Raw genomic sequence first — 20073 nt, 5'->3', positions numbered from 1 at the left:
CGGTCCCGCGCGCCCCGACTCCTCATGTCTAACGTCCTATCGGTTGCAGAGCTCTCCAAGTCCTACGGGGAAAACATCGCGGTCGATCACATCTCGTTCGAGGTCGGCCGGAATGAGATCGTGGGGCTCCTCGGGCCGAACGGCGCAGGGAAGACGACGACCATCAGCATGGTCCTGGGGGTTCTCGAACCCGGTTCCGGAACGATCCGTATCGGGGATCTGGACATCGAAAAGCAACGCTCCCGGGCGGTGCAGTCCGCGAACTTTGCGGCAACCTATGCGCCTCTTCCCGGCAATCTTACGGTTGCTCAGAATCTCCGGATCTTCGGAATGCTGTACGGCGTCAAGGACCTGACGGAACGGATCGAAGTGCTTCTCAGGCAGTTCGATCTTGAAAAGTTCCGCAACTTAAAAAGCGGCGTTCTTTCCTCCGGGGAGCAGACCCGGCTTTCGCTCGCAAAGGCCATGCTGAACCGGCCCCAGCTTCTTCTTCTCGACGAACCGACCGCCTCTCTCGATCCTTCCTCGGCACGCGAGATCCGGGCGAAGATCCGGGAGTTCGCAGCCGGGGGGACCGCCGGCGTGCTCTGGACTTCCCATAATATGTACGAGGTGGAGGAAGTATGCCACCGGGTGCTCTTCCTTTCGCACGGAAAGATCCTCCTCGAGGGGGATCCGAAAACCCTCCCGCGCGAGCACGGGAAGAAGACGCTTGAGGAACTCTTCATTACGGTCGCCCGCGAACCTCTCTCGCTCGAGCCCGGCCCATGACCTCTTTCAGACGCAGTTGCGCCGTCGTGCTTCGACAGTTCTACCTCCTGCGGGGAAGCCCGGCGCGGATCCTGCCGCTGTTCGCGTGGACTGCGATCGACATCATTCTCTGGGGATTCATCACGACGTATCTCAACCGGATCGCCTCTCCCGGCTTCGATTTCGTTCCCGTGCTCCTGGGGGCGATCCTGTTCTGGGATTTCTTCACCCGCGTGATGCACGGCGTCGCGACCGCGTTTCTCGAAGATGTCTGGTCGCGGAATTTCCTGAACATCTTTGCGTCGCCTCTGACGATTCCGGAGTATCTCGCGGGCCTTGTCGTCACGAGCATCGCCACGAGCCTGCTTGCCCTGCTCGTGATGCTGGCGCTGGCGACGATGGCGTTCGGCCTCCCCTTCCTTGCGTACGGGCTCTCGATTATTCCGTTCCTCCTTATCCTCTTCCTGTTCGGCGTTGCGATCGGCGTCGTGGGAATCGCCCTGGTGTTCCGGTTCGGACCCGCCTCGGAGTGGTTCGTCTGGCCCATCCCGGCCCTTCTCTCCCCGTTCGCCGGGGTCTTCTACCCCGTTTCGACACTCCCGGTCTGGATGCAGTATGTCTCCCGCCTCCTTCCGCCCTCCTATGTGTTCGAGGGCTTGCGGGCGATCGTCGCAGGCGGCCATTCGTCCGCACCGGCCATGCTTTGGGGCGGGGGACTGGCGGTTTTATACATACTCGGAGCGGGATGGTTCTTCGCGCGCATCCACAGGCATGCGGTTCGCACCGGGTTGATTGCGCGTTACAGCGCCGAGAGTGTGAACTAGATTCGGTTTGATATTCTCCAAATTATTCCTACATTTTCAGCCAATCCTCGTCTGCGTCAAGGCCTGCCCGGATGAGCCCGGGCGGCGGTCAAATCAACCAATCATTGGAGGTGTCTCATGGCTAAATTCATGATCAAAGCAAGCTATACTTCGGAGGGCATGAAAGGCCTGATGAAGGAAGGCGGATCGAGCAGGAAAAAGGTAGTCGAAAAAATGCTCGCACCCCTCGGAGGCTCGGTCGAATGTTTCTATTATGCGTTTGGCGACGCCGACGTCTATTCGGTCGTCGAACTCCCCGATGCTGTCAGCGCGGCCGCGGTCAGTTTTGCGATCAACGCCTCCGGCGCGGTTCAGACGTCGATGGTTCCTCTCCTGAGCCCGAAAGAGGTCGACGCTGCGTGCAAAAAATCAGTCGGCTACAGGGCTCCCGGGAAATAGGCCTTCGCGTGGATCCGCAGGCAAATTACCCGACATCGGGGGCGGGGGGACGACGGAATGCTGATGCAGCCGATCCTTTCGGGTGGATCGGCTTGATTTGTTTCACAGCACTCTTATCGCTTTCCGGGTGCAGGTCGGACGTGACCGGAATTCCCGCGCCTGTTTTGCTCGACCACTCCTCCCACTGGGTCGAGGTAAAGGGGGATGCGACCCAGAGCTCGCACATCCGGATCTCTCCGTCGAGTGTGCAGGTCACAACTACAATCCAATTCGATCTGCCGGCGGCCGCGATCGTTTCGATGACGATCTACGACGGGACCGGCGCGGTCGTCGCGAAGCTGCTGGATCGCGAACGACTGGGCCCGGGGACTTACGAGGTCTCGTTCGACGCCTCCTCGCTTTCGACCGGGCTCTATGCATTCACGATCGTCGCCGAGACGCTTCCCTCGGAAGGCCTCCCTGCGGCGGGCGTCCTGACCATGACACACAAAATGCTGCTGATCAAATGAAATCGGCCCTTGCCGTGTTGGTCCTGGGTCTCATCTTCGCGCCCGCAGCGCAACAGTGCCGCGCGCAGGGGGAAGCCGCATTGCCCTTTCTATTGATTCCTCCTTCGCCGCAGGGGGACGGGATGGGGGGCATCATCGGCTCGACAATTTCGGACGATCCGCTGGCGATGCTTGCCAATCCGGGCCAACTGGGATTGGCCAGTCTCGATCATTACTTTTCGGTCAGTTATTTTCCCCCGCAACTTCATGGCTTCCTGCATTGCACGCGACGGACCTCAACTACCGTTCGAGCGCGTTGAGCGCCGGATTGAAGCTGAACCGTTTTTTTTCGCTTCCCTTCGAATTGACCGCCGGCGTTGGCTATTCGAACGTCACCCTGAACCTCGGAACGTTTGGGATCTCGGTCGACGATCCGACGGTTTTGAATTATTTTAGCGCAGAGGAACATTCCAACAATCTGAGCTTCGGAATCGGGGTCGATTATTATCTCAGGCTCGGTTTAGGATACACGCTCAAAATGGCGCAGTCGAATCTTGCACCCTTCGATGTGCAGCGACAAGGCCGGGAGGGTGTTGCCGAAGCGACCACCTACGACATCGGCATGATCGGGCAACTCCCCGTCATAGGGGTCCTCGATCGGATCACCGGTGACTTGATTTCACTCTCCGGACTCGCGGAGCCCCTACTCGATATTTCGTTCGGCTACGCACGCTCCAACCTCGGCGACGATTTCGTCCCCTACATCGACCCGGGTCAGGCGGATCCTTTGCCCCGGACTGCCAGGCTCGGTTTGAGCTACAAAGCGGGCGTCACAAGGCGGGGACCGGCGGCAAACTGGGAACTGTTTTCATTCACGCTCGCCCGGGAAGCGGAGGATCTCCTTGTCGAGCGCTTCCCTGCCCCGACCGATAGCTTCGGTAACGCAATCGCCTCGCCCCCGCCCCCTCAGTACGTCGATGGAAACGGCGCGATTCAATTCGTGAAGAACGTCGTCCTCGGAGAGGGGAACGGGCGCGTGACTCTCCGCAAGGGGTGGCAGCTGAACTTTGGCGAATTGTTTTTTCTGCGCGGCGGTTCGGTGACGGGAAGGGGGGTTGAGTATACGACAAGCGGCTTCGGGGTGCACCTGGGAGGGGTGTTGAAACTTCTGGATAACCTGAGCCCCGCTTTTTCCTCCACTCCCTTTATGGGGTTCGTCGTGTCGCACGTCGACATCCGTTACGACCACGCGTCGAGCGACTATAACGACCCGTACAATCCGAATAACGGGGTTACCTTCAACGCGCTCAGCGTGGTGGTGAAGTAAATCCCCGGACCCGAGAGAGCAGAGCTCCTGAGATATGAGTGATCTGATCAAAGCTGCGCTGCTCGGGATCGTCGAGGGGATCACCGAATTCCTTCCGGTCTCCTCGACAGGCCATCTCATCCTCTTTAACCAGTTCATCACTTTCGAGCCTGAGTTCACGAAGAAGTTCGACGTGGTCATCCAGCTCGGAGCGATTCTGGCGGTGGCGGTCCTCTACAGGAAGCGGTTGTTCCCTCCCGCGGGCGGAGTGACCCCCTTCCTCAAAAGCGACGCCTTCGGGCTCTGGAAGAAGACGATTGCCGGCGTTCTTCCCGCGCTCATCGCCGGCGCCCTGTTGCACAAACAAATTGAAGCCGCGCTCTTCAATCCCCTGGTGGTTTCGATCGCGCTCGCCGGCGGAGGAATCGCGTTGATCATCCTGGAAGGTTCCGCGAGGCGCGAGCGGATCGACTCGGTATCGCTCCTCGATTACAAAACGGCCTTCCTCATAGGCCTCATTCAGTGCCTGGCGATGATCCCCGGAACATCGAGGTCGGCGGCGACGATCATCGGCGCGATGCTCCTGGGGTGCAGCAGGATCGTGGCGGTCGAGTTCTCATTTTTCCTCGCCATCCCGACGATGGTGGCTGCCTCGGGCTACTCCTTGCTCAAGATGGGGCTCTCGATGACAGAAACTGAGATGGGGGTTCTTGCGGTGGGGTTCATCGTCTCCTTCATCGTTGCCTGGGTCGTGGTGAAGGCGTTTATCGGCTACGTGAGCAGGAGGGATTTCAAGCCGTTCGGCTATTATAGAATCGTCCTGGCGGGCATCGTGTTGACCTACTTCTACCTCATCCGGTAGGCGGCAACATCATTCCGCAAGAAGCTCAAACTTCGTTTCCTCCCTATCCACTGAGTTCGGCCCCACGAAGACCGTAAACACGCCCGGTTCGGTGACGAGTTTCATCCCGGCGTCGTAGAACGCAAGATCCCCCGCGGTGAGAGCGAAATGCACGACTCTCGATTCGTTCGGAGCAAGATGAATCCTCCGGAACCCTTTCAGCTCCTCGACCGGCCGCGTGACGCTTGCCACCTCGTCGTGGATGTAAAGCTGCACGATCTCATCGCCTTCGACTTTCCCGGTGTTTTCCACCCGTACGCTCACCCTGACGGTGTCGCTCATCGAAACGCGCTTTTTCTCGACCCGCAGATCGCTGTACCGGTACCGGGTATAACTCAGGCCGAACCCGAACGGAAACTGCGGCGAGTTCTTCAGATCGATGTATTTTGATGTGTAGTGGTCTTCCGTGCTCTCAGGCCGTCCGGTGCGTTTGTGGTTATAATAGAGCGGGACCTGCCCGACGCTCCGGGGAAATGAGACCGGCAGCTTACCGCCCGGGTTCACGTCGCCGAAGAGAATGCCGGCGATCGCATTGCCGGCTTGAATCCCGGGGTACCATGCCTCGAGGATCGCCGGCACATGATCGGCTTCCCAGGGAATCGCCAGCGGACGGCCGTTCATGAGGACCAGCACAACCGGTTTACCCGTCGAGATTATCCTCTCGATCAACTCACGCTGGACTCCCGGGAGCCCGATTCCGGACCGGCTCGCCGCTTCGCCGCTCATCGAACGGTCTTCTCCCGCGACGAGCACGACGGCGTCGGACTGTATCGCAGCCGAAACCGCATTCGCAAAGCGGCTCGTATCATACGACTCGATGTCGCATCCCTTTTCGACAACGATCCTCGTCTGCAGGCCTGCGTGAATCCCGATTCCGGTCAGCACGGTCACCACATCCGCGCTCTTGCCGGCTCCGGCCCACGGACCGAGCATGTTTGCGCTGTCGGCGGCGAGCGGACCGATGAGGGCAAGCGTTCCGATATCCTTGCGCAAGGGGAGGAGGTTCTTTTCGTTTTTCAGAAGGACGATCGATTCCTCGGCGAGCTTCCTGGCCGCCTCGAGATGGCGCGGGGCAAGGATCACTTTCTGATCGAGGCCGGGAGTGCAGTTCCGGTAGGGATTCTTGAAGAGACCGAGACGAAACTTCGTCCGCAACACGCGCCGCACGGATTCATCGACGACCAATTGTGAGAGCTTCCCCGCCCGGACCATTTCAGGCAGGTCGTTCACGTAGATCGAGCTCACCATATCCATGTCAACCCCGGCGGTCATCGCCTTGATCCCCGCCTCAGGCCTGTTCCCCGCGATGCCATGCTTTTGCAATTCTTCGATTGCGGTCCAGTCGCTCACCACGAACCCGTCGAATCCCCACTCCTTTCGCAACACCGCGGTCAGGAGCCACGGATTCGCCGAGCTTGGGACTCCGGAGACATCGTTAAACGCGCTCATGAGCGAGCCCACACCGGCGTTGACGGCGGCATGAAAAGGGGCAAGGTAAATCTCGCGGATGGTCCGCTCGGAGAAATCGACGGTGTTATAGTCGCGTCCCCCCTCCGCACCCCCGTAGGCGGCGAAATGCTTCGCGCACGCGAGGAGCGCGCTTGAATCCTCGAGCCCGGCCGATTGAAATCCGCGCACGCGCGCTGCCGCGATCGCCGATCCGAGATACGGGTCTTCGCCCGCGCCCTCCGCAATTCTCCCCCACCTCGGATCGCGCGCAATGTCCACCATCGGGGCGAACGTCCAGTTGATGCCTGAGGAGGCAGCTTCGGTGGCGGCGATCCGCTCGGCACGCTCGATCAGTTCCGGATCCCAGCTCGCGGCTTGCGCAAGCGGAATCGGGAAGACGGTTCGAAACCCATGGATGACATCCAAACCGAAGATGAGCGGAATGTGCAGCCGGGTTTCCTCCACGGCGATCTTCTGCATCCCCTTCGTCTCCGCCGCGCCCACCACATTCAGAAACGAACCGATGCCCCCGCCCCGCATGAGCTTCAGTTGTTTCTCATCGAGGAACGGCTTTTTCTCTTTGTCGTTCCAGTTCGCCACGATCTGGTTGAGTTGTCCCAGTTTTTCCCCGAGCGTCATGACCGACAGAAGGGAATCGATCTTCCGCTCGACCTCCGGATCGGCGGCGCGGCGCGAGCCGGGCTCGCCCCCGGGCGCACGCAGTGCAGGGACGAGGAAAAGAAACGCAGTGCACCATCGCACGGTTTTCAAAATCCGGTTAATCATCCTGGGCCGCATAGGAGAGAAGGTTTAAGAGATACTGCTGAAGAACCGGATCCGGCCGGCGGGAGTAGAGCGACTCGTTCCCGGCCGATTCCGCCAGCCTCCCGCGCAGTTGAAGCCGGGAAACAAGGACCCGGCCCCTGCCGGAGCGCAGTTCAAACACCGCCGCATGCTTCAACTGCATGCCGCAGCGCGCGTGAATTGTGACGGGGAGATTCGCCGAAACATGATGTTCCGAAACCACCTCCCCGCCGTATCCCCCGTTGAACATCTGCAGGTGTTCCCTGGAAATTCCGCTCCAGAGCGGGTGGGCATGGTTTTCCGCGAACACGTAGGAATCGTATCCGCCTTTGTCCATATCGTTTCTCGGCTCGATCGTCAGGTCAATCCCGCCCGGAATCTGCTGCACTTCCTTCGAAGTCACGCCGAACTCCGGCTCGATGAGGATGAGCGTCCCCCCCGATTCCAGAAAACCGGAGATCTCTTCGGCGCCGGATTGAACGTATGCGTCACTCATGGACCCTTCCGACACGACCAGCGTGCGTGTCTTGGCGAGCCCGGAGCTCCGGACGTCGTCTGTCTCTATTCCGACGGACGCGAGGTAACCCGTCAACTCGCCGCCGGGGTCGAGGAGCGCGACCCTCTTTTTCAAGAGCGTAACCGACGCCTCCGGCGGCTTCAGAACGTGCGCCCTCTTCCGGCTGACCGCGACAACGGGCTCATGTTCCTCGACAAGCTCGGCCGTGACTGTATACGCGCCCTCCTTCGGGGGAAAATGCATGAGCACCGATTCCACGAGGCGCTCCCCGGCCGGTACGTCGACCGGCATCTCGAGCTTCGAAAACCACCTGCCCTGCTCATCGCATATTCCCATGCGAACCACACCCTCCCGGGCTCCCCCTCCGTCGTTGAAGATGAATATCTGCATCATCCTCGGCTCGTCGGTGAAGAAGTGTCTGTCCCACAATTCAATGCTGAGGCCGAACGGCGCAAACGCGTTCTTCAGGGCGGCCAGAACCGGTTTTGGAACGAGCGCGGCGATGTCGCCGGAAAACCAGTTGCCGGTCGGACCCTGATCGTTGCTCAGGTAGACGAACGGCTGGATCGCCTTCACGTCCATGCGCCGGAAAAGCTCGACCAGTTCCTGCGCCAGGAACGACTGGCGTTCGATCAGCTCTTCCTTCTGCCAGGAGGGACCGAGCCACCGCTCAACCACCTCCTTCGTGAGGAGTGTCGGATTGAAATCCCTGTCGAGCCACCACCAGAGGAACTCATTGACCATCGACGGAATTTCCGACCGCTCGATCTCGTCGAGCGCTGACGTGAACCCGAACTTCCAGTTCACCAGGACCGGCCCGAGCGAGTAAATATACGGATGCTGCTCATGAACATCAACGGATTCCCACGGCCGCGTCGGGTCGAGTTTCTTCATTTCCGGAACGATCTCGTCCTGCACGGCCGGATCGGCCGACTCGTTGAGCGGATCCCAGATGACGATGGCCGGGTGGTTCCAGTTATCCTGCAACCAGCGGGTGAACTCTTTTCTGATCTGCTCCGGGGTCCCGGTCGTGGTCCAGAACTGCCATTCGTTCTGGAGGAGCATGCCATGCTCGTCTGCGAGGTCGTACCACCGGTTGTATGCCTGGCCGATGTGGAACCGGAAGAAATTGAAGTGGTGCGCCTTCGGTATGTCGATCAGGAGTTTCTTCACCCAGTCGAGGTTCCACGGCAGGAGGCCGCGCCCGGCGTCCGACAGAAACCGGTGGAACGCGATATTGCCGCCGCGGAGGCGGATTGTTCTTCCGTTCAACAGAAAATCGGGGCCCGCGATCCTGAACTCCCGCATGCCGAATGTGGTGAGGACCCGGTCGAGGATCGACTGGCGGTCGAGCACATAGGCGTCGAGCTCGTAGAGGAACGGGTTCGCGGGCGACCAGAGTTTCGGATCCCGGATACGAAGGTCGACCGACAAATTCCTCTCCTTCCCCGGAGGAAGGATGATCCGCCGCGTCGCGAATTCCGACGCAGGCTTACCCTCGCGCTTCTCCAGCACGCGCAGGGCAATATCGACGGAGACCTCCGCTTCAGATTTGTTCGCCACCCAGAGACGGGCTTCGGCCACGCCGGTGTCGATGTGCGGGATCACCTGCACGAGTTTAATGCGCGGATTCCCGCACACGGTAAGGTGCACATCCCCCCAGATGCCGGGAATGAACTCAGCCCGCTCCTGATCTCTCCCCACGGCGCTCTCCTGGGGAAGCGTCTCTTTGGCGCCCACCCTGACGAGGAGTTCGTTCTCCGACCTTGAAACCAGAAAGTCGGTTAAATCATACACCTGGGAAGTGTAGCAGGCAATGTCCCCGCCCAGTCTCCGTCCGTTGAGCCACACCTCGGTGCCGAACATCGCCTGCTCGATCGTGAGCAGGACCGCGTCGGGACTGAACGGCTCGTCAAATTCGAACAGGGTTCTGTACCAGTTGTACTTGTGATGCCGCCACTCGTACGGCGGGAGCGCGAGGTCGACGAGTCCCGGAACCGGGACGCTGCTGTTCCATCCGCCTGACGGCATTTCTTCTCCCCCGGGTTGGATCTCCCACGTGCCGTTGAGAGGGAACTTGTTCCGGGGTTTGGATGGGTCGATGTGAAAGAGAAACGCTGTCATTGTGGGGTCAATACCGGAACTCAATCGATGCCGGAAGTTTGCGGACAATGACCTCGGAGGACCGGGTCGCCCGGGCTTGAACGCCGTTTATCCTGACCGATGTGAGCTTCTGCTCAAGCGGCGACGGAACAACCAGCCCTCCGCCCGGCACGCGGACGCCCCCGCTCAACTCGAGCCGGATGATCGGGGCGGACTTCTTCCCCGATTTTTTCATGGCGTACGACAGCAATCCGTAGAAGGTCGGAAGGTCGCGCACCTCGACCCCTTCGGGCCCGTTCAGCCATTCTTCGGGAATGCCCGCGCCGATGACCAGGGCGGTGTCTTTCTCGCGCTCGTAGACAAACATCGAGCGGACGGACCGGATAAAATCCGAACCGCACCAGGTGTGCGGCATATCGCCGATGAATTCCGGCGCGAGCGAATCGCGGTGGACCACCTCGGCCCACTCGTTCCACGCCGCCGGTCGCCGGCCGCGCATGAAAAATTCCAGGGCCTCTTCCGCCCGCCGTTTCTGGCCCAGGTAGACGAATGTCCCGATCAGGCGATTCTCGTACGGGGTGTAGGCATCCCAGGGAATCGAGCCCGCGCGCCGTTTCTTGAAATAATCGTAATACTTCTCGAACGTGTTGTGGAGTCCGGGCTCGGGGATCAAGCCCAGTTCGTTTACCGGGTTGACGCCGATCGTGGTGGAGGTCGCGTCGAAATCGCCGAGTTCGACACACCCGGGGATATAGTCGATCCCCTTGAGCGCCATCGCGGACCGCATGGAAGTGTAGAGATCGTTCCGCATGTCGTCCCGCTCGGCGGAAAACTCTCCGGCGAGTTTCGTCTCGCCGAGAATTGCCGCCATCGCCGCCGCGTCCTTCAATCCGCGGAGGATGAAGAAATCGTCCCAGTACGAATGCATCGGCTTCGAGGAATATCCTTCATGGCTGATCGACTGAGGGACCAGTCCGTAGCAGGCGCGCTCTTCGGGGGTCCCCTGCCTGTAGAGCTCCGTCTTTCGCCCGGCGCGTAGAGACTGGATCGCGCGGACGGTCTTCACGACCGGATCAAATTTGGAACGGAGCCACGCCGTGTCCTTCGCATAGTCGAAGTACTGCATCACCGCGTAGATGTACTCTCCGTGACTGTCGTGCTCGGCGGTGGGATCGGCGCCCCTGCTGTCAACCACGCAGGGAATCCTCCCGTCCGGGAACTGATAGCCCGTGTACCAATCCAAGTACTCCTTCACCTCATCCTTCAACCCCATCTCCAGAAGCGCCGTGGACGTGAGGGATCCGTCGCGGATCCACGAACGCTCGTAGCTCCGCGATCCGGGCTGAATCCCGGGGCCGTCCCTGTTGATCAGGATGTAGGCAAGCGTCGATTTCAACGTGTTGACGACCGGTGATGCGATGGCGGGAAGATTGAGACGGACCGTGCTCAGCTTCGACTCCCAGAACCGTAGGGTCGCGTCATGGGCAAGGCTCACGTAGAGATCCGCGCCGGCGCCCATGTTCGGCGAGGGGCTTCCGTTCCACGCGTGGAACGGGACGGCGACGTGGAACTCTTTCGAATCACCGGACGGGACATCGTAGTCGTACTCGAGCGCGCCCGAGGCGAAGCCGCGCGAGTCGAGGACCGCCTGAGAGGGAGGGACCGTTCCGTTCTTCAGATGTTCCAGAATCTCGCCGCCGTCAAAATCGGTCGCGCCGAACGATGACGCGTTGGAAAGGGGTATGACGAGCTTGTCCTGAACGCGCAATAGCCCCTTGTCGTCCCGGATGCTGTCGATCCGCGCCGCCCCGCCGATGAGATTCAGCCTCTGCCAGGGCGGATTCACCTGAAATGGACGAACCGCGACGAAGAGTTTCCCCTTCGGGGGAGAGCTCCCCTCGTTCTCGATCGTGTAACTTGCAAGCAGCATGGAATTGCCGGCCACGCCGGCTGAGAACGCGCGGACCGTCAGCTCGATCCCGCCGTACTTCCATTTGACGGACGGGATGGGGAGGTAGCCGTTCTCGAGGGACTGCTCCAGCGACACGTCGCTCCATGTAATGAGCTTGTTGCCGATAAACAGGAACGGCTCGAGCGAAAAACGGAGCTTGTCGACTTCGATCGCCCCCTGTTCGTTGACGAGGGCTTCCTTCGTATCGCCGCTTGCGCCGACGACCGTCCAGTAGCTCTGCTGGTTCAGGAAGTATCGTGGAAAGTATCCCCGGGGCGAGTCTTTTGCGAGCGCAGAGAAGAAATCGTTCGCGCTTGAGGAAAACTCCGGGCCCTTCACCTCCATGCGCGCGATGCCGTAGCCCTTCCCGCCCGGGCTCTTTCTGAAATTGAGACGCAACTCCCGCGTGTCCGTCTCGGGAAGATAGATGTAATCCCTCCCGCCGTTGCCGTTCGTCACGGTGTAGCACGCCGTCCACTCCCTGCCGTCGTTCGAGAGCTCGACGTCATAGGAGCTTGCGTAACCGGCCTTCTCCCAGTCGATCACCAGCCCCCCCACCTCTTTCAGGCAATTGAAATTGATGGAGAGCCATTCCTGATCATGCTCTCCCCTCCATCCGGTGAGGAGTGTTCCATGTTCGTCCAGGACCGGCTCGCCTCCCTTTTTCATCGAGGAGGCCGCGAACGCGGCGTGCGCGCTCTTTGCCGCCTCGTCGTCGATCGGCTCGAGCCTGAAGTTATCGATGAAGACACTCCCTTTTCCCCCGGTCCCCACCGAGACGACGAACTCGATTTTCTCCACGCGGCGAACCTCCCCGCCCCCCGAAGGCCCCCACGCAAACGAGATCTGGCGTTTCTTGATGCGCTCGGGCGTCCATTGTTTGGGGTACTCGATGTCCAACCTCTTGATCCACCAGACATTGCCGGACGAGTCGAGAAGTTTGAACTCGAAATTATTGACCGGCGCGTCCGCGCGCATATCGAAGGTGAACTCATAGTTCGCGGGCAGGTCGAGGTGAAAGTCCTTCTGAGCGATCGTATACCCCGAGCCTCCGGCGAATTCGAAATCCATCCGGAGTGCGTTCCCCGCCTTGCCGGGGCTCGCCGAAAGATTCAGTTTTGCGCCATCGGAGACGATGGACCTCCATCCCGTGATGGTCTCGAAGTCGTCGAGATGCTTCGATTGGGATCCCGCGGGCGCGGTGATGATGAGAAGCAGTAACGACAAAGAAATGCCCATTATTCCGCCTTTATCACCGGGGTGCGTGCGCTGACGCCGTTCTCGTTGAATGCTTCGATCTGGAAATAATAGGGGAGATTCTTGTCCATCCCCTTGAAATAGTACTCGTTCTTTCCGTAGATCATGATGTTGTTGTAGAGTTTATCCTGCTGGATTCCCGTATAGATCGTGTACCCCTGGGCGTCATCCATCAATTGCCATTTGAGCCAGGCGTCGCGCCGTTCGCTCTGCCCCCTCAGCACAACGAAATTCTTGACCGCCCCCGGCTTCTTGCCGTTCCCATTTCCGAAGACGCGCAAACCGCTGACTGCAAATTTTCCGGTCGGCACGTGAATGTTTTCCAGCTTGACGAAACGCGCCCGCGCCGGCCGGGCCAGTTCGACATACTCGTGCGGGATATCGCTCCTGTTCGCCGACTTGTCGGCCAGAACTTCCCACGCCTTCCCGTCGAGGGAGGAGGAGAGCTTGTATTGATGATAAATCCCCTGCTGCTTGCCGAGGAATTCCGCGTCCTGGTCCGCGTAATTGATCTGAATGGCCCGGACCGTGCTTTCGCGCCCGAGGTCCGATTGAATCCACTCGCCCTTCTCTCCTGTCGCGGCGCTCCAGTAGGTCCTGATATCTTCGTCCACCGCGTAATTCGGATCGTACGCTCCCAGGGTCGAAGAAACCGTCACCGGCTTGTTGAGATTCAGCAGCATCCACCCCGTGAAGAGGCTTTCCGGAGCATTTACCTTTCCGCCCGGCATTGCGAACGGATAATCCCCGTAGGCCGTGTTCGTATATAACACTCCGTCGGAGTCGAACGCGGCCGGGAAGATGCCCAGGCGCCGTTCGAAGTTGTTCTTGACCGATATCCCCATCGTGGAGATGTGCCACCAGTTGCCGGCCCTGTCCTGAAACGTGGATCCGTGGCCGGCGCCCCGGGCGAACCCGCCCGGTTTGTAGGAAAAGGGGTTGTGCGCCTGATAGGTGAAGGGGCCCAGGGGCTTGCTGCCGACGTAGACGCCGTCGCCGTAGCCGCTGAACTCCGTTCCCGGCCCTGCGTACTGAAGGTAATACTTCCCGCCGTGTTTGTTCATCCACGACCCCTCCACGAAGGGGTTGAGAAACGTGTTGTCGTTGTATTCGCCGAACCGTTCCCACCCGTGCGTCTCCCCGTCCGCATGAATCAACTCCACCCGCTCACCGATCGGCAGGAACGTGGACCGGTCGATCTCCTGGCCGTACGTCGGATAGAGATTGCTCGACCCGAAATAGAGGTAAAGGCGCCCGTCGTCGTCGAGGAAGAACGCGGGATCCCATGCGCCGACTTTGAACGAATCGACCCGCTCTTTCCATTCGTCCATCCGGGGTTTCGTGCTCATCCAGACCGGGAAATCGAGCGTGTAGGTCGAGCCGACGACCAGGAGGGTGTCACCCAAAACGAGCGTGGCAGGCGCGCACAGGTCGTCGTAGACCTTGTGCCACGGCTTCAGAAACCTGCGAGAGACGAAATTCCACCGAAGCATGTCTTCGGACCACCAGTAGCCCCACTGGTTCGTGGAAAAAAGATAGTAGTCCCCTTTGAACAACGTGATCACCGGATCGGCGGTGGTGCGATGCTTGCCCTGTTCGGAAAAATTGGGGATCGGCCCGTAGGCGTAATCGATGTTCATCGGATTGCAGTAGGTATGGGGTTGAGCGGAGGCGGAGTAACACCCGAACATTCCTAACGACACCGCCGCTATGATGGAAGCTCTCCGACTCAGGGTGGACACCAACGATCTCCTTTTTAATGTTGTCGTGATTTTCGGCTTCCGCAGGACGGGCGAGGCATACCCCGCCCCTACTTCTTTGCCGTGTCCAGCCACCCGCCGCGGAAGCCGGCTTTTTTCAATCCTTCGACGATGTAGGGGTTTTTCTTCATCACGTTCCAGAGAAACCCGTCGCGGAGGTTTTCAATCATCAGCACGATCGGTCCCTGGTCGATCCCGAGGTAGTCGCGGTCGAACCATCCCCCGGGGGTCGAGGGGGTAACATAGGTCGGGTTAAACGCATCGAGAAAACCGTACCGTGTCCAAAGCTTGCCGCCGTACCTCCGTTCCATCGCTTTCAGGGCGGGAAGGCAGATCTCGGGGGCGAAAGGGAGCGATCCCCCGGCTGCGGTCGGCGAGACGGTGCCGTCGTCGTTCGTCCACTCCGCGGAGGGACCGCGCGCGGAATAGCCTTGAAATTTCCTTGACCGCCCGAGGACGTCGAACGTGGTGTCGCCCGGCCCGTCGCATGCGGTCAGTCCCCAGATCGAGTCTGAATAATCCTGCCACCGCCCCGGGTTTTCGATCGCATAGGCGCGGTTGGCATAGGTGGCGCGCCGCGAGTTTTCGAAGTAATCGATCCCCTTCGCCCGCATGTAGTCGTCCTGAATCCCCCGGTAATCGATCCAGAGGTGCGAGTACTGGTGACCGAAGAGCGGAGCGAAATTGAGATACGCCTGGCCCTCATGTTCCCGCCACACGTAGGGGGCCGTCCAATGTTCCCACACGGTCGCGGGAACCGTGTGCGTGGGGGATCCGAGCGCAAGGATGTAAATGATCATCGCCTCGTTATAGCCGTGCCAGGTGAGCGGGGTCCACCCTTCCTCCGGTTTCCAACCCATCCAGATCCCGCTCGTGTCGCCCATGGCCCACCGCCAGTCGATTCTTCTGTAGAGTGAATCCGCAAGAGACCTGATCTCCCCCTCGGCGGGATCGGCGCCGTCAAAATACGATTGACAACACAAGACCCCGGCGATGAGAAGCCCGGTGTCGATCGTCGAGAGTTCGCAGTTCCATGCCCGCATCCCTGTCTGGGTTCCGATGAAGTGATAGAAGAAACCCTTGTACCCGGCGGAATGCACGCCCGTGTTGTCCTGCGGCAGGCTCCAGAGAAAACGAAGAGCCGTACGGGTTCTCTCCGCGGCTTCGGCCCGTCCGATCAGCGAATGCCGCACCGCAATGGGAGTCGCAGCCAGCGCAAATCCGGCGGCGGCGATGCTCGAGGGCGAGGATGCCGGCCACCGGTCGGGCGTGAGCCCCGTGGCGCGGGGGGTGACGTCCAGAAACCACCTGATCGTCCGCGCCTGCAGGGTGTCGAGGAACGGGTCGCTCAGCGATTGGGGCGTCTGCCCGGCGACATCCTGCGCCGCGCGCCTGTCGGGACAACTGCCGGGAACGATTAATAACAACGCAAGGAGGAAATATCTCATCTGGTCACTTGAGAAGGATGAACTGTTTGACGGCGACCCGGCCGCGGGAGACGAGCCGGTACCGGTAGACACCGGAGGAGAGAGGATCCGCGCTGAACGTTACAGCGTGGACTCCGATCGATTCCTCTCCGTTGACGAGCGTGCGAATTTCACGGCCGAGAAGGTCAAAAATCTTCAGAGTGACGGAGCCGGAAGAGGGCAGCGAATACCGGATCACGGTCGAACCGTTAAAGGGATTGGGATAATTCTGAAAGAGTTCGAACGAGGCGGGCGCGAGCGACCGGTCCTCGACACCCGCGAAGGGCTGAAAGCCGATGCGCGCGAGTCCGCGCTGGATGTCCGCGTTCTGCATGAACCGGTTCCAGACTCCGCCGGTCCGGTAATTTTCTATCATGATGATGATCGGCCCCTGGTCGATGCCGATGATGTCCGGACCCCACCAGTTGGCTGTCAGGTTGAACGCGTCCCGGAATCCGTACGGCGTCCAGAGCTGGCCGCGATAATTGTTCCACAGATTGCGAATCACGGGGATCACTTCTTCGGGCGCGAACGGAAGGGAGCTGATGGGCGCCGTGGGAACCAGCGTCCCGTCGTCGTTCTGCGCGGGCGGGGCGCCCCGGGCGCTGTAGGTGTTCCCGGTGTCGTCCGACGCGGTGATTCCCCAGAGCGTGTCGCTGTAGCCCGCCCACCCTCCCGGATTTGCCGCACAGTAGGCGCGTTGTGCGAGCGTCGCCCGGCGGGAGTTCTCAAAATAGTCGATCCCTTTGTTACGCATATATGAATCCGCGATGCCGCCGAAGTCGATCCAGCAGTGCGAGTACTGATGCCCGAAGAGCGGCGGGAAGATGACGTACGTATAGCCGTACTGCGTCTGCCACTGGTATCCGCTGGTCCATTGTTGCCATCCGAGCTGGTCTGCGACCGGGTGCGTTGGGGAACCATATCCGAGAATGTACATGATCATCGCTTCGTTGTAGCCGGTCCATTGTCCGTACCCGGCAAACCCAGTCCCCGGGTTCCATCCCATCAGGATACCCGCGTTGAAATTTCTGAACCACTCCCAGTCTGCGCGGCGGTAAATCGAGTCGGCGAGCGAGCGGATCTGCACTTCTCCGGAGTCGCTCCCGTTGAAGTATTCCCTCGTATGGAGAATCCCGGCGAGAAGCAGCCCGCTGTCGATCGTCGAGAGCTCGCTGTTCCAGGTCCGGACGCCCGTGTTCATGTCGAGAAAATGATAGAAAAACCCTTTGTAGCCGGTCGTGCCGGATGGTGCGGTTCCCTGGGGGCCTGTCCAGAATGTCCGGAGAGCGGCCAGTACCCGGTCGCGCGCCGCTTCGCGCGTCACCCACCCATGGTCGGCGCCGATGCAGATCGCGGTCAGGCCAAACCCGACAGAGGCGATGCTGCACGGAGCTCCGGATGCGCTCCGGTCTTTGATCAATCCGTTCGAAGGGTTGGCTTCCTGCCAGAAGAAACTGAACGCGGAATGCTGGAGTGTGTCGAGCAGCTGATCGTCCGTAACCTGTGCAGTGAGGGGATCTCCGGACGCCCCGAGCGTCAGTGCGATGAGCGTCATTCTGAGGAGCGAAGCGACGAAGAATCCGGCTTTTCGATGATTGGTCATAGTGAGATCCTTCGGTCGCCTTGCTCCCTCAGGATGACAGTCCGCTTCCCATCACGACACGAATATTGTGCGTCGTGCCCGCCGGAAAGAGCGGCGCTGTGTTCGATCTCGGGCTTGCGCCCCCGCGCTGCAGCTCTCCGTCGACCCACATCTCATTCACCCCGCACTCGACATGGCGGGGGTTTTCCACGACGATGTTGTACTGGGCTCCCCGGAAGTTCCGGCGAACGGCGAACCCCTTCCAGCTCCGTGGAATGCACGGATCGCACAACAACCCGCCGAACGCCGGGCGTATGCCGAGAATCCATTCGAAGCCTGCGTTGAAGAGCCACGCCGCCGAGCCGGTGTACCATGTCCAGCCCCCCCTTCCGTAGAACGGGGAATCGGGCCCTTCGATGTTTCCGGCTGTCACATACGGTTCGGCGCAGTACCTGCCGGGATCCTTCCCGCGGTTCACCGGATTGAGCTTGGAGTAGATCCGAAACGCGGTTTCTCCGCGGCCCAGCATCGCCGCGGCGATAACCGCCCAGGTCGCGGCGTGCGTATAGACTCCTCCGTTCTCGCGCATCCCCGGACTATAGCGCGTCAGATAACCTATATATTCGTCGGGTGTTTTGTATGCCGGTTTCAACAAGAGCGGGCCGATCTCCGCTTCCAGCTTCTGTTCAACGATGTCCATGCACTGTTGAGCCCTGCCCTCATCCGCGACACCGCCGATGATCGCCCATGTCTGGGGGTTGAGCCAGATCGCCCCTTCGGTATTGACGCTGCTTCCGAGCTTGTCGCCCGAGTCCTTCGTGGCGCCGTAGTAGTAATCGCCGTCCCACCCGAGCCTGTTCAGGTTCGCTCGCAATTCATCCGCCCGGGAGCAATACCGTTTCGATCGCCCGGTGTCTCCCCGGCGCTCTGAAACCGCAGCAAATTCGATCAGGATCCGGTGGAGAAACTGGCCCAGCCAGATCGATTCCCCTTTCATTTCGAGACCGACCGCGCTGAGACCGTCGTTCCAGTCGCCGCTACCGATGAGGGGAAGGCCTCTCGGACTGAAGCGGGTAAGAGCGAAGTCGATCGCCAGCACGCAATGATCGTAGAGGGACGCTCCCTGGCTGTCATCGACCCAGGGTTCCCGGAGATCGAGTGTTGAGAAGTCGTTCGTCTCCAGCAGATAGCGGTTCATCGCGTAGGGGAGCCAGAGCAGGTTGTCTGAAATCTGATTCCGCAACCCCAGCTCGGTGAGAGGATGCCACCAATGATAGACGGTTCCCTCTCTGAACTGGTGCCTCGCGTGGAGCCGGATCTGATCGAGTGTCCGCGCCGGATCGATCGCCAGCCAGAGGAGACTGTCCTGCAATTGATCGCGGAACCCGAAGGCGCCTCCGGTTTGATAGTACGCGGTGCGCCCCCAGATTCGTCCCGAGATCGCCTGGTACTTTAGCCATCCGTTCTGCATCAGGTCCATCGCACGGTCGGGCGTCTCCGCGACTGCGCCGTTGAGAAGACCCGACCAGCGCCGGTGCACTTCCTCCAACGCCGCCTCCACCTCCCCGGGATCCTTATACTTGAGAATGAGCCCTTCGGCCTGCGATCGGGAATCCGCGGCGCCGAGAGTGTAAAGAAGCGTTTTCGATTCGCCCGGTTTGAGGGCGATTCCGGAATGAAGGCTCGCGACCGGGTCGAGGCCTTTCCCCGCGCTCTTCCGCAGCCTGTTTCTTTGAACGCTCTCGGGCGAGGCCGTCGAGCCGTACATCCCGAGGAAGGTTTCTTTATCGGTGTCGAACGACGTGGGTTTGAGGTTGGAGGAATGAAAGGCCACATAGGGCCATGGAGTGTTCCAGTGGCCGCGGGGGGTGGGGACCTCCCAGAGCCGCTTCGTCGCATAGACTGCCCGCGATCGGGGGTCGTACTCCGTTTCGATGAAGGATTTGTGGAATTCCCGGTGCCAGTCGGGGGCCTGGCCGAGGCCCCATTCCAGGTATGTGAAAACGGAGAGGGAACGCGCCCTTCGGGAGCGGTTCGTGACCGTCAGGCGCCAAATCTCGAGTGGCTCTTCCATCGGAACAAAGACGAGCAGCTCCGTCCCGATGCCATCATGGAGAGATTCGATCGCGGAATAACCGAACCCGTGCCGGCAGCGATAGGACTCCGGTTCGGCGCAGACCGGTTTCCACCCGGCCGACCAGATATTGCTCTTCTCGTCCCGCAAATAGATGTGTTTCCCCCAGTCGTCCCTGACCAGGTCCTGTTCCCAGCGCGTAATCCTGTTGAGCTGGGCGTGTGTCCGCCAGCTATACCCGCTTCCCGCCTGGGAGAACGTCATCCCGTAATCTCCGTTGCTGATGACGTTGATCCAGGGGCGGGGAGTCCGGGGCGTTGAAATGATGTACTCTGTTCCATCGGGCGAAAATGACCCGAATCTCGTCTTGAAGCGGTTCAAGGCCGGTTGCCCATCGTTC

Annotated in this window: 14 protein-coding genes; 7 read left to right on the top strand and 7 right to left on the bottom strand. The window is 60.3% G+C overall.

From position 1 onward, the window contains the following. Positions 1–24 precede the first annotated feature (24 nt). The 7 genes from VI215_10455 (at position 25) to VI215_10425 (ending at position 4668) form a co-directional block, all read left to right on the top strand. Entirely contained in the window at positions 25–771 is a 747-nt protein-coding gene (locus tag VI215_10455; protein ID HEY6192730.1) for an ABC transporter ATP-binding protein, read from the top strand. Beyond that, on the top strand, positions 768–1574 hold the full coding sequence (locus VI215_10450; protein ID HEY6192729.1) for an ABC transporter permease: 807 nt from the start codon (positions 768–770) through the stop codon (positions 1572–1574). The genes VI215_10455 and VI215_10450 overlap by 4 nt, the downstream gene beginning before the upstream one ends. A gap of 117 nt (positions 1575–1691) precedes the next feature. Further along, a complete protein-coding gene (locus VI215_10445) occupies positions 1692–2012 on the top strand; it encodes a GYD domain-containing protein (GenBank protein HEY6192728.1) in 321 nt (106 codons plus the stop codon). 140 nt (positions 2013–2152) lie between these two features. Beyond that, positions 2153–2521, top strand: a complete 369-nt coding sequence (locus VI215_10440) for a hypothetical protein (GenBank protein HEY6192727.1) — start codon at positions 2153–2155, stop codon at positions 2519–2521. Then, positions 2518–2820, top strand: coding sequence for a hypothetical protein (locus tag VI215_10435; GenBank protein ID HEY6192726.1), 303 nt, complete (start codon positions 2518–2520; stop codon positions 2818–2820). The genes VI215_10440 and VI215_10435 overlap by 4 nt, the downstream gene beginning before the upstream one ends. 8 nt (positions 2821–2828) lie before the next feature. Continuing rightward, positions 2829–3827: a hypothetical protein gene (locus VI215_10430; GenBank protein ID HEY6192725.1), complete on the top strand. Its 999-nt coding sequence runs from the start codon at positions 2829–2831 to the stop codon at positions 3825–3827. 34 nt (positions 3828–3861) lie between these two features. Then, positions 3862–4668 carry an undecaprenyl-diphosphate phosphatase gene (locus VI215_10425; protein ID HEY6192724.1) on the top strand — a complete coding sequence of 269 codons (807 nt, stop codon included), beginning with the start codon at positions 3862–3864 and terminating at the stop codon, positions 4666–4668. A gap of 9 nt (positions 4669–4677) precedes the next feature. Here VI215_10425 and VI215_10420 read toward each other — a convergent pair whose 3' ends face one another. The 7 genes from VI215_10420 to VI215_10390 form a co-directional block, all read right to left on the bottom strand. Continuing rightward, the gene (locus VI215_10420) at positions 4678–6942 is read right to left on the bottom strand and encodes a glycoside hydrolase family 3 N-terminal domain-containing protein (GenBank protein ID HEY6192723.1); all 2265 of its coding nucleotides are present in this window, start codon (positions 6940–6942) and stop codon (positions 4678–4680) included. Then, the gene (locus tag VI215_10415; GenBank protein HEY6192722.1) at positions 6935–9601 is read right to left on the bottom strand and encodes a glycoside hydrolase family 2 TIM barrel-domain containing protein; all 2667 of its coding nucleotides are present in this window, start codon (positions 9599–9601) and stop codon (positions 6935–6937) included. The genes VI215_10420 and VI215_10415 overlap by 8 nt, the downstream gene beginning before the upstream one ends. Positions 9602–9608: 7 nt before the next feature. After that, positions 9609–12770, bottom strand: coding sequence for a discoidin domain-containing protein (locus tag VI215_10410; GenBank protein HEY6192721.1), 3162 nt, complete (start codon positions 12768–12770; stop codon positions 9609–9611). Further along, positions 12770–14479, bottom strand: coding sequence for a family 43 glycosylhydrolase (locus VI215_10405; GenBank protein HEY6192720.1), 1710 nt, complete (start codon positions 14477–14479; stop codon positions 12770–12772). The genes VI215_10410 and VI215_10405 overlap by 1 nt, the downstream gene beginning before the upstream one ends. Positions 14480–14598: 119 nt before the next feature. Next, positions 14599–15996, bottom strand: a complete 1398-nt coding sequence (locus tag VI215_10400; protein HEY6192719.1) for a glucoamylase family protein — start codon at positions 15994–15996, stop codon at positions 14599–14601. A gap of 4 nt (positions 15997–16000) precedes the next feature. Next, complete coding sequence (locus VI215_10395) at positions 16001–17620, bottom strand: glucoamylase family protein (GenBank protein ID HEY6192718.1); 1620 nt, start codon at positions 17618–17620, stop codon at positions 16001–16003. 28 nt (positions 17621–17648) lie between these two features. Then, on the bottom strand, positions 17649–20054 hold the full coding sequence (locus tag VI215_10390; protein HEY6192717.1) for a glycosyl transferase family 36: 2406 nt from the start codon (positions 20052–20054) through the stop codon (positions 17649–17651). Positions 20055–20073 lie beyond the last annotated feature (19 nt).

The sequence above is a fragment of the Bacteroidota bacterium genome (assembly GCA_036522515.1).
Taxonomy (GTDB): Bacteria; Bacteroidota; Ignavibacteria; order UBA10030; family SZUA-254; genus VBOC01.
The sequence above is the reverse complement of the archived record's forward strand: the minus strand, read 5'-3'. Positions and strand labels throughout refer to the sequence as shown.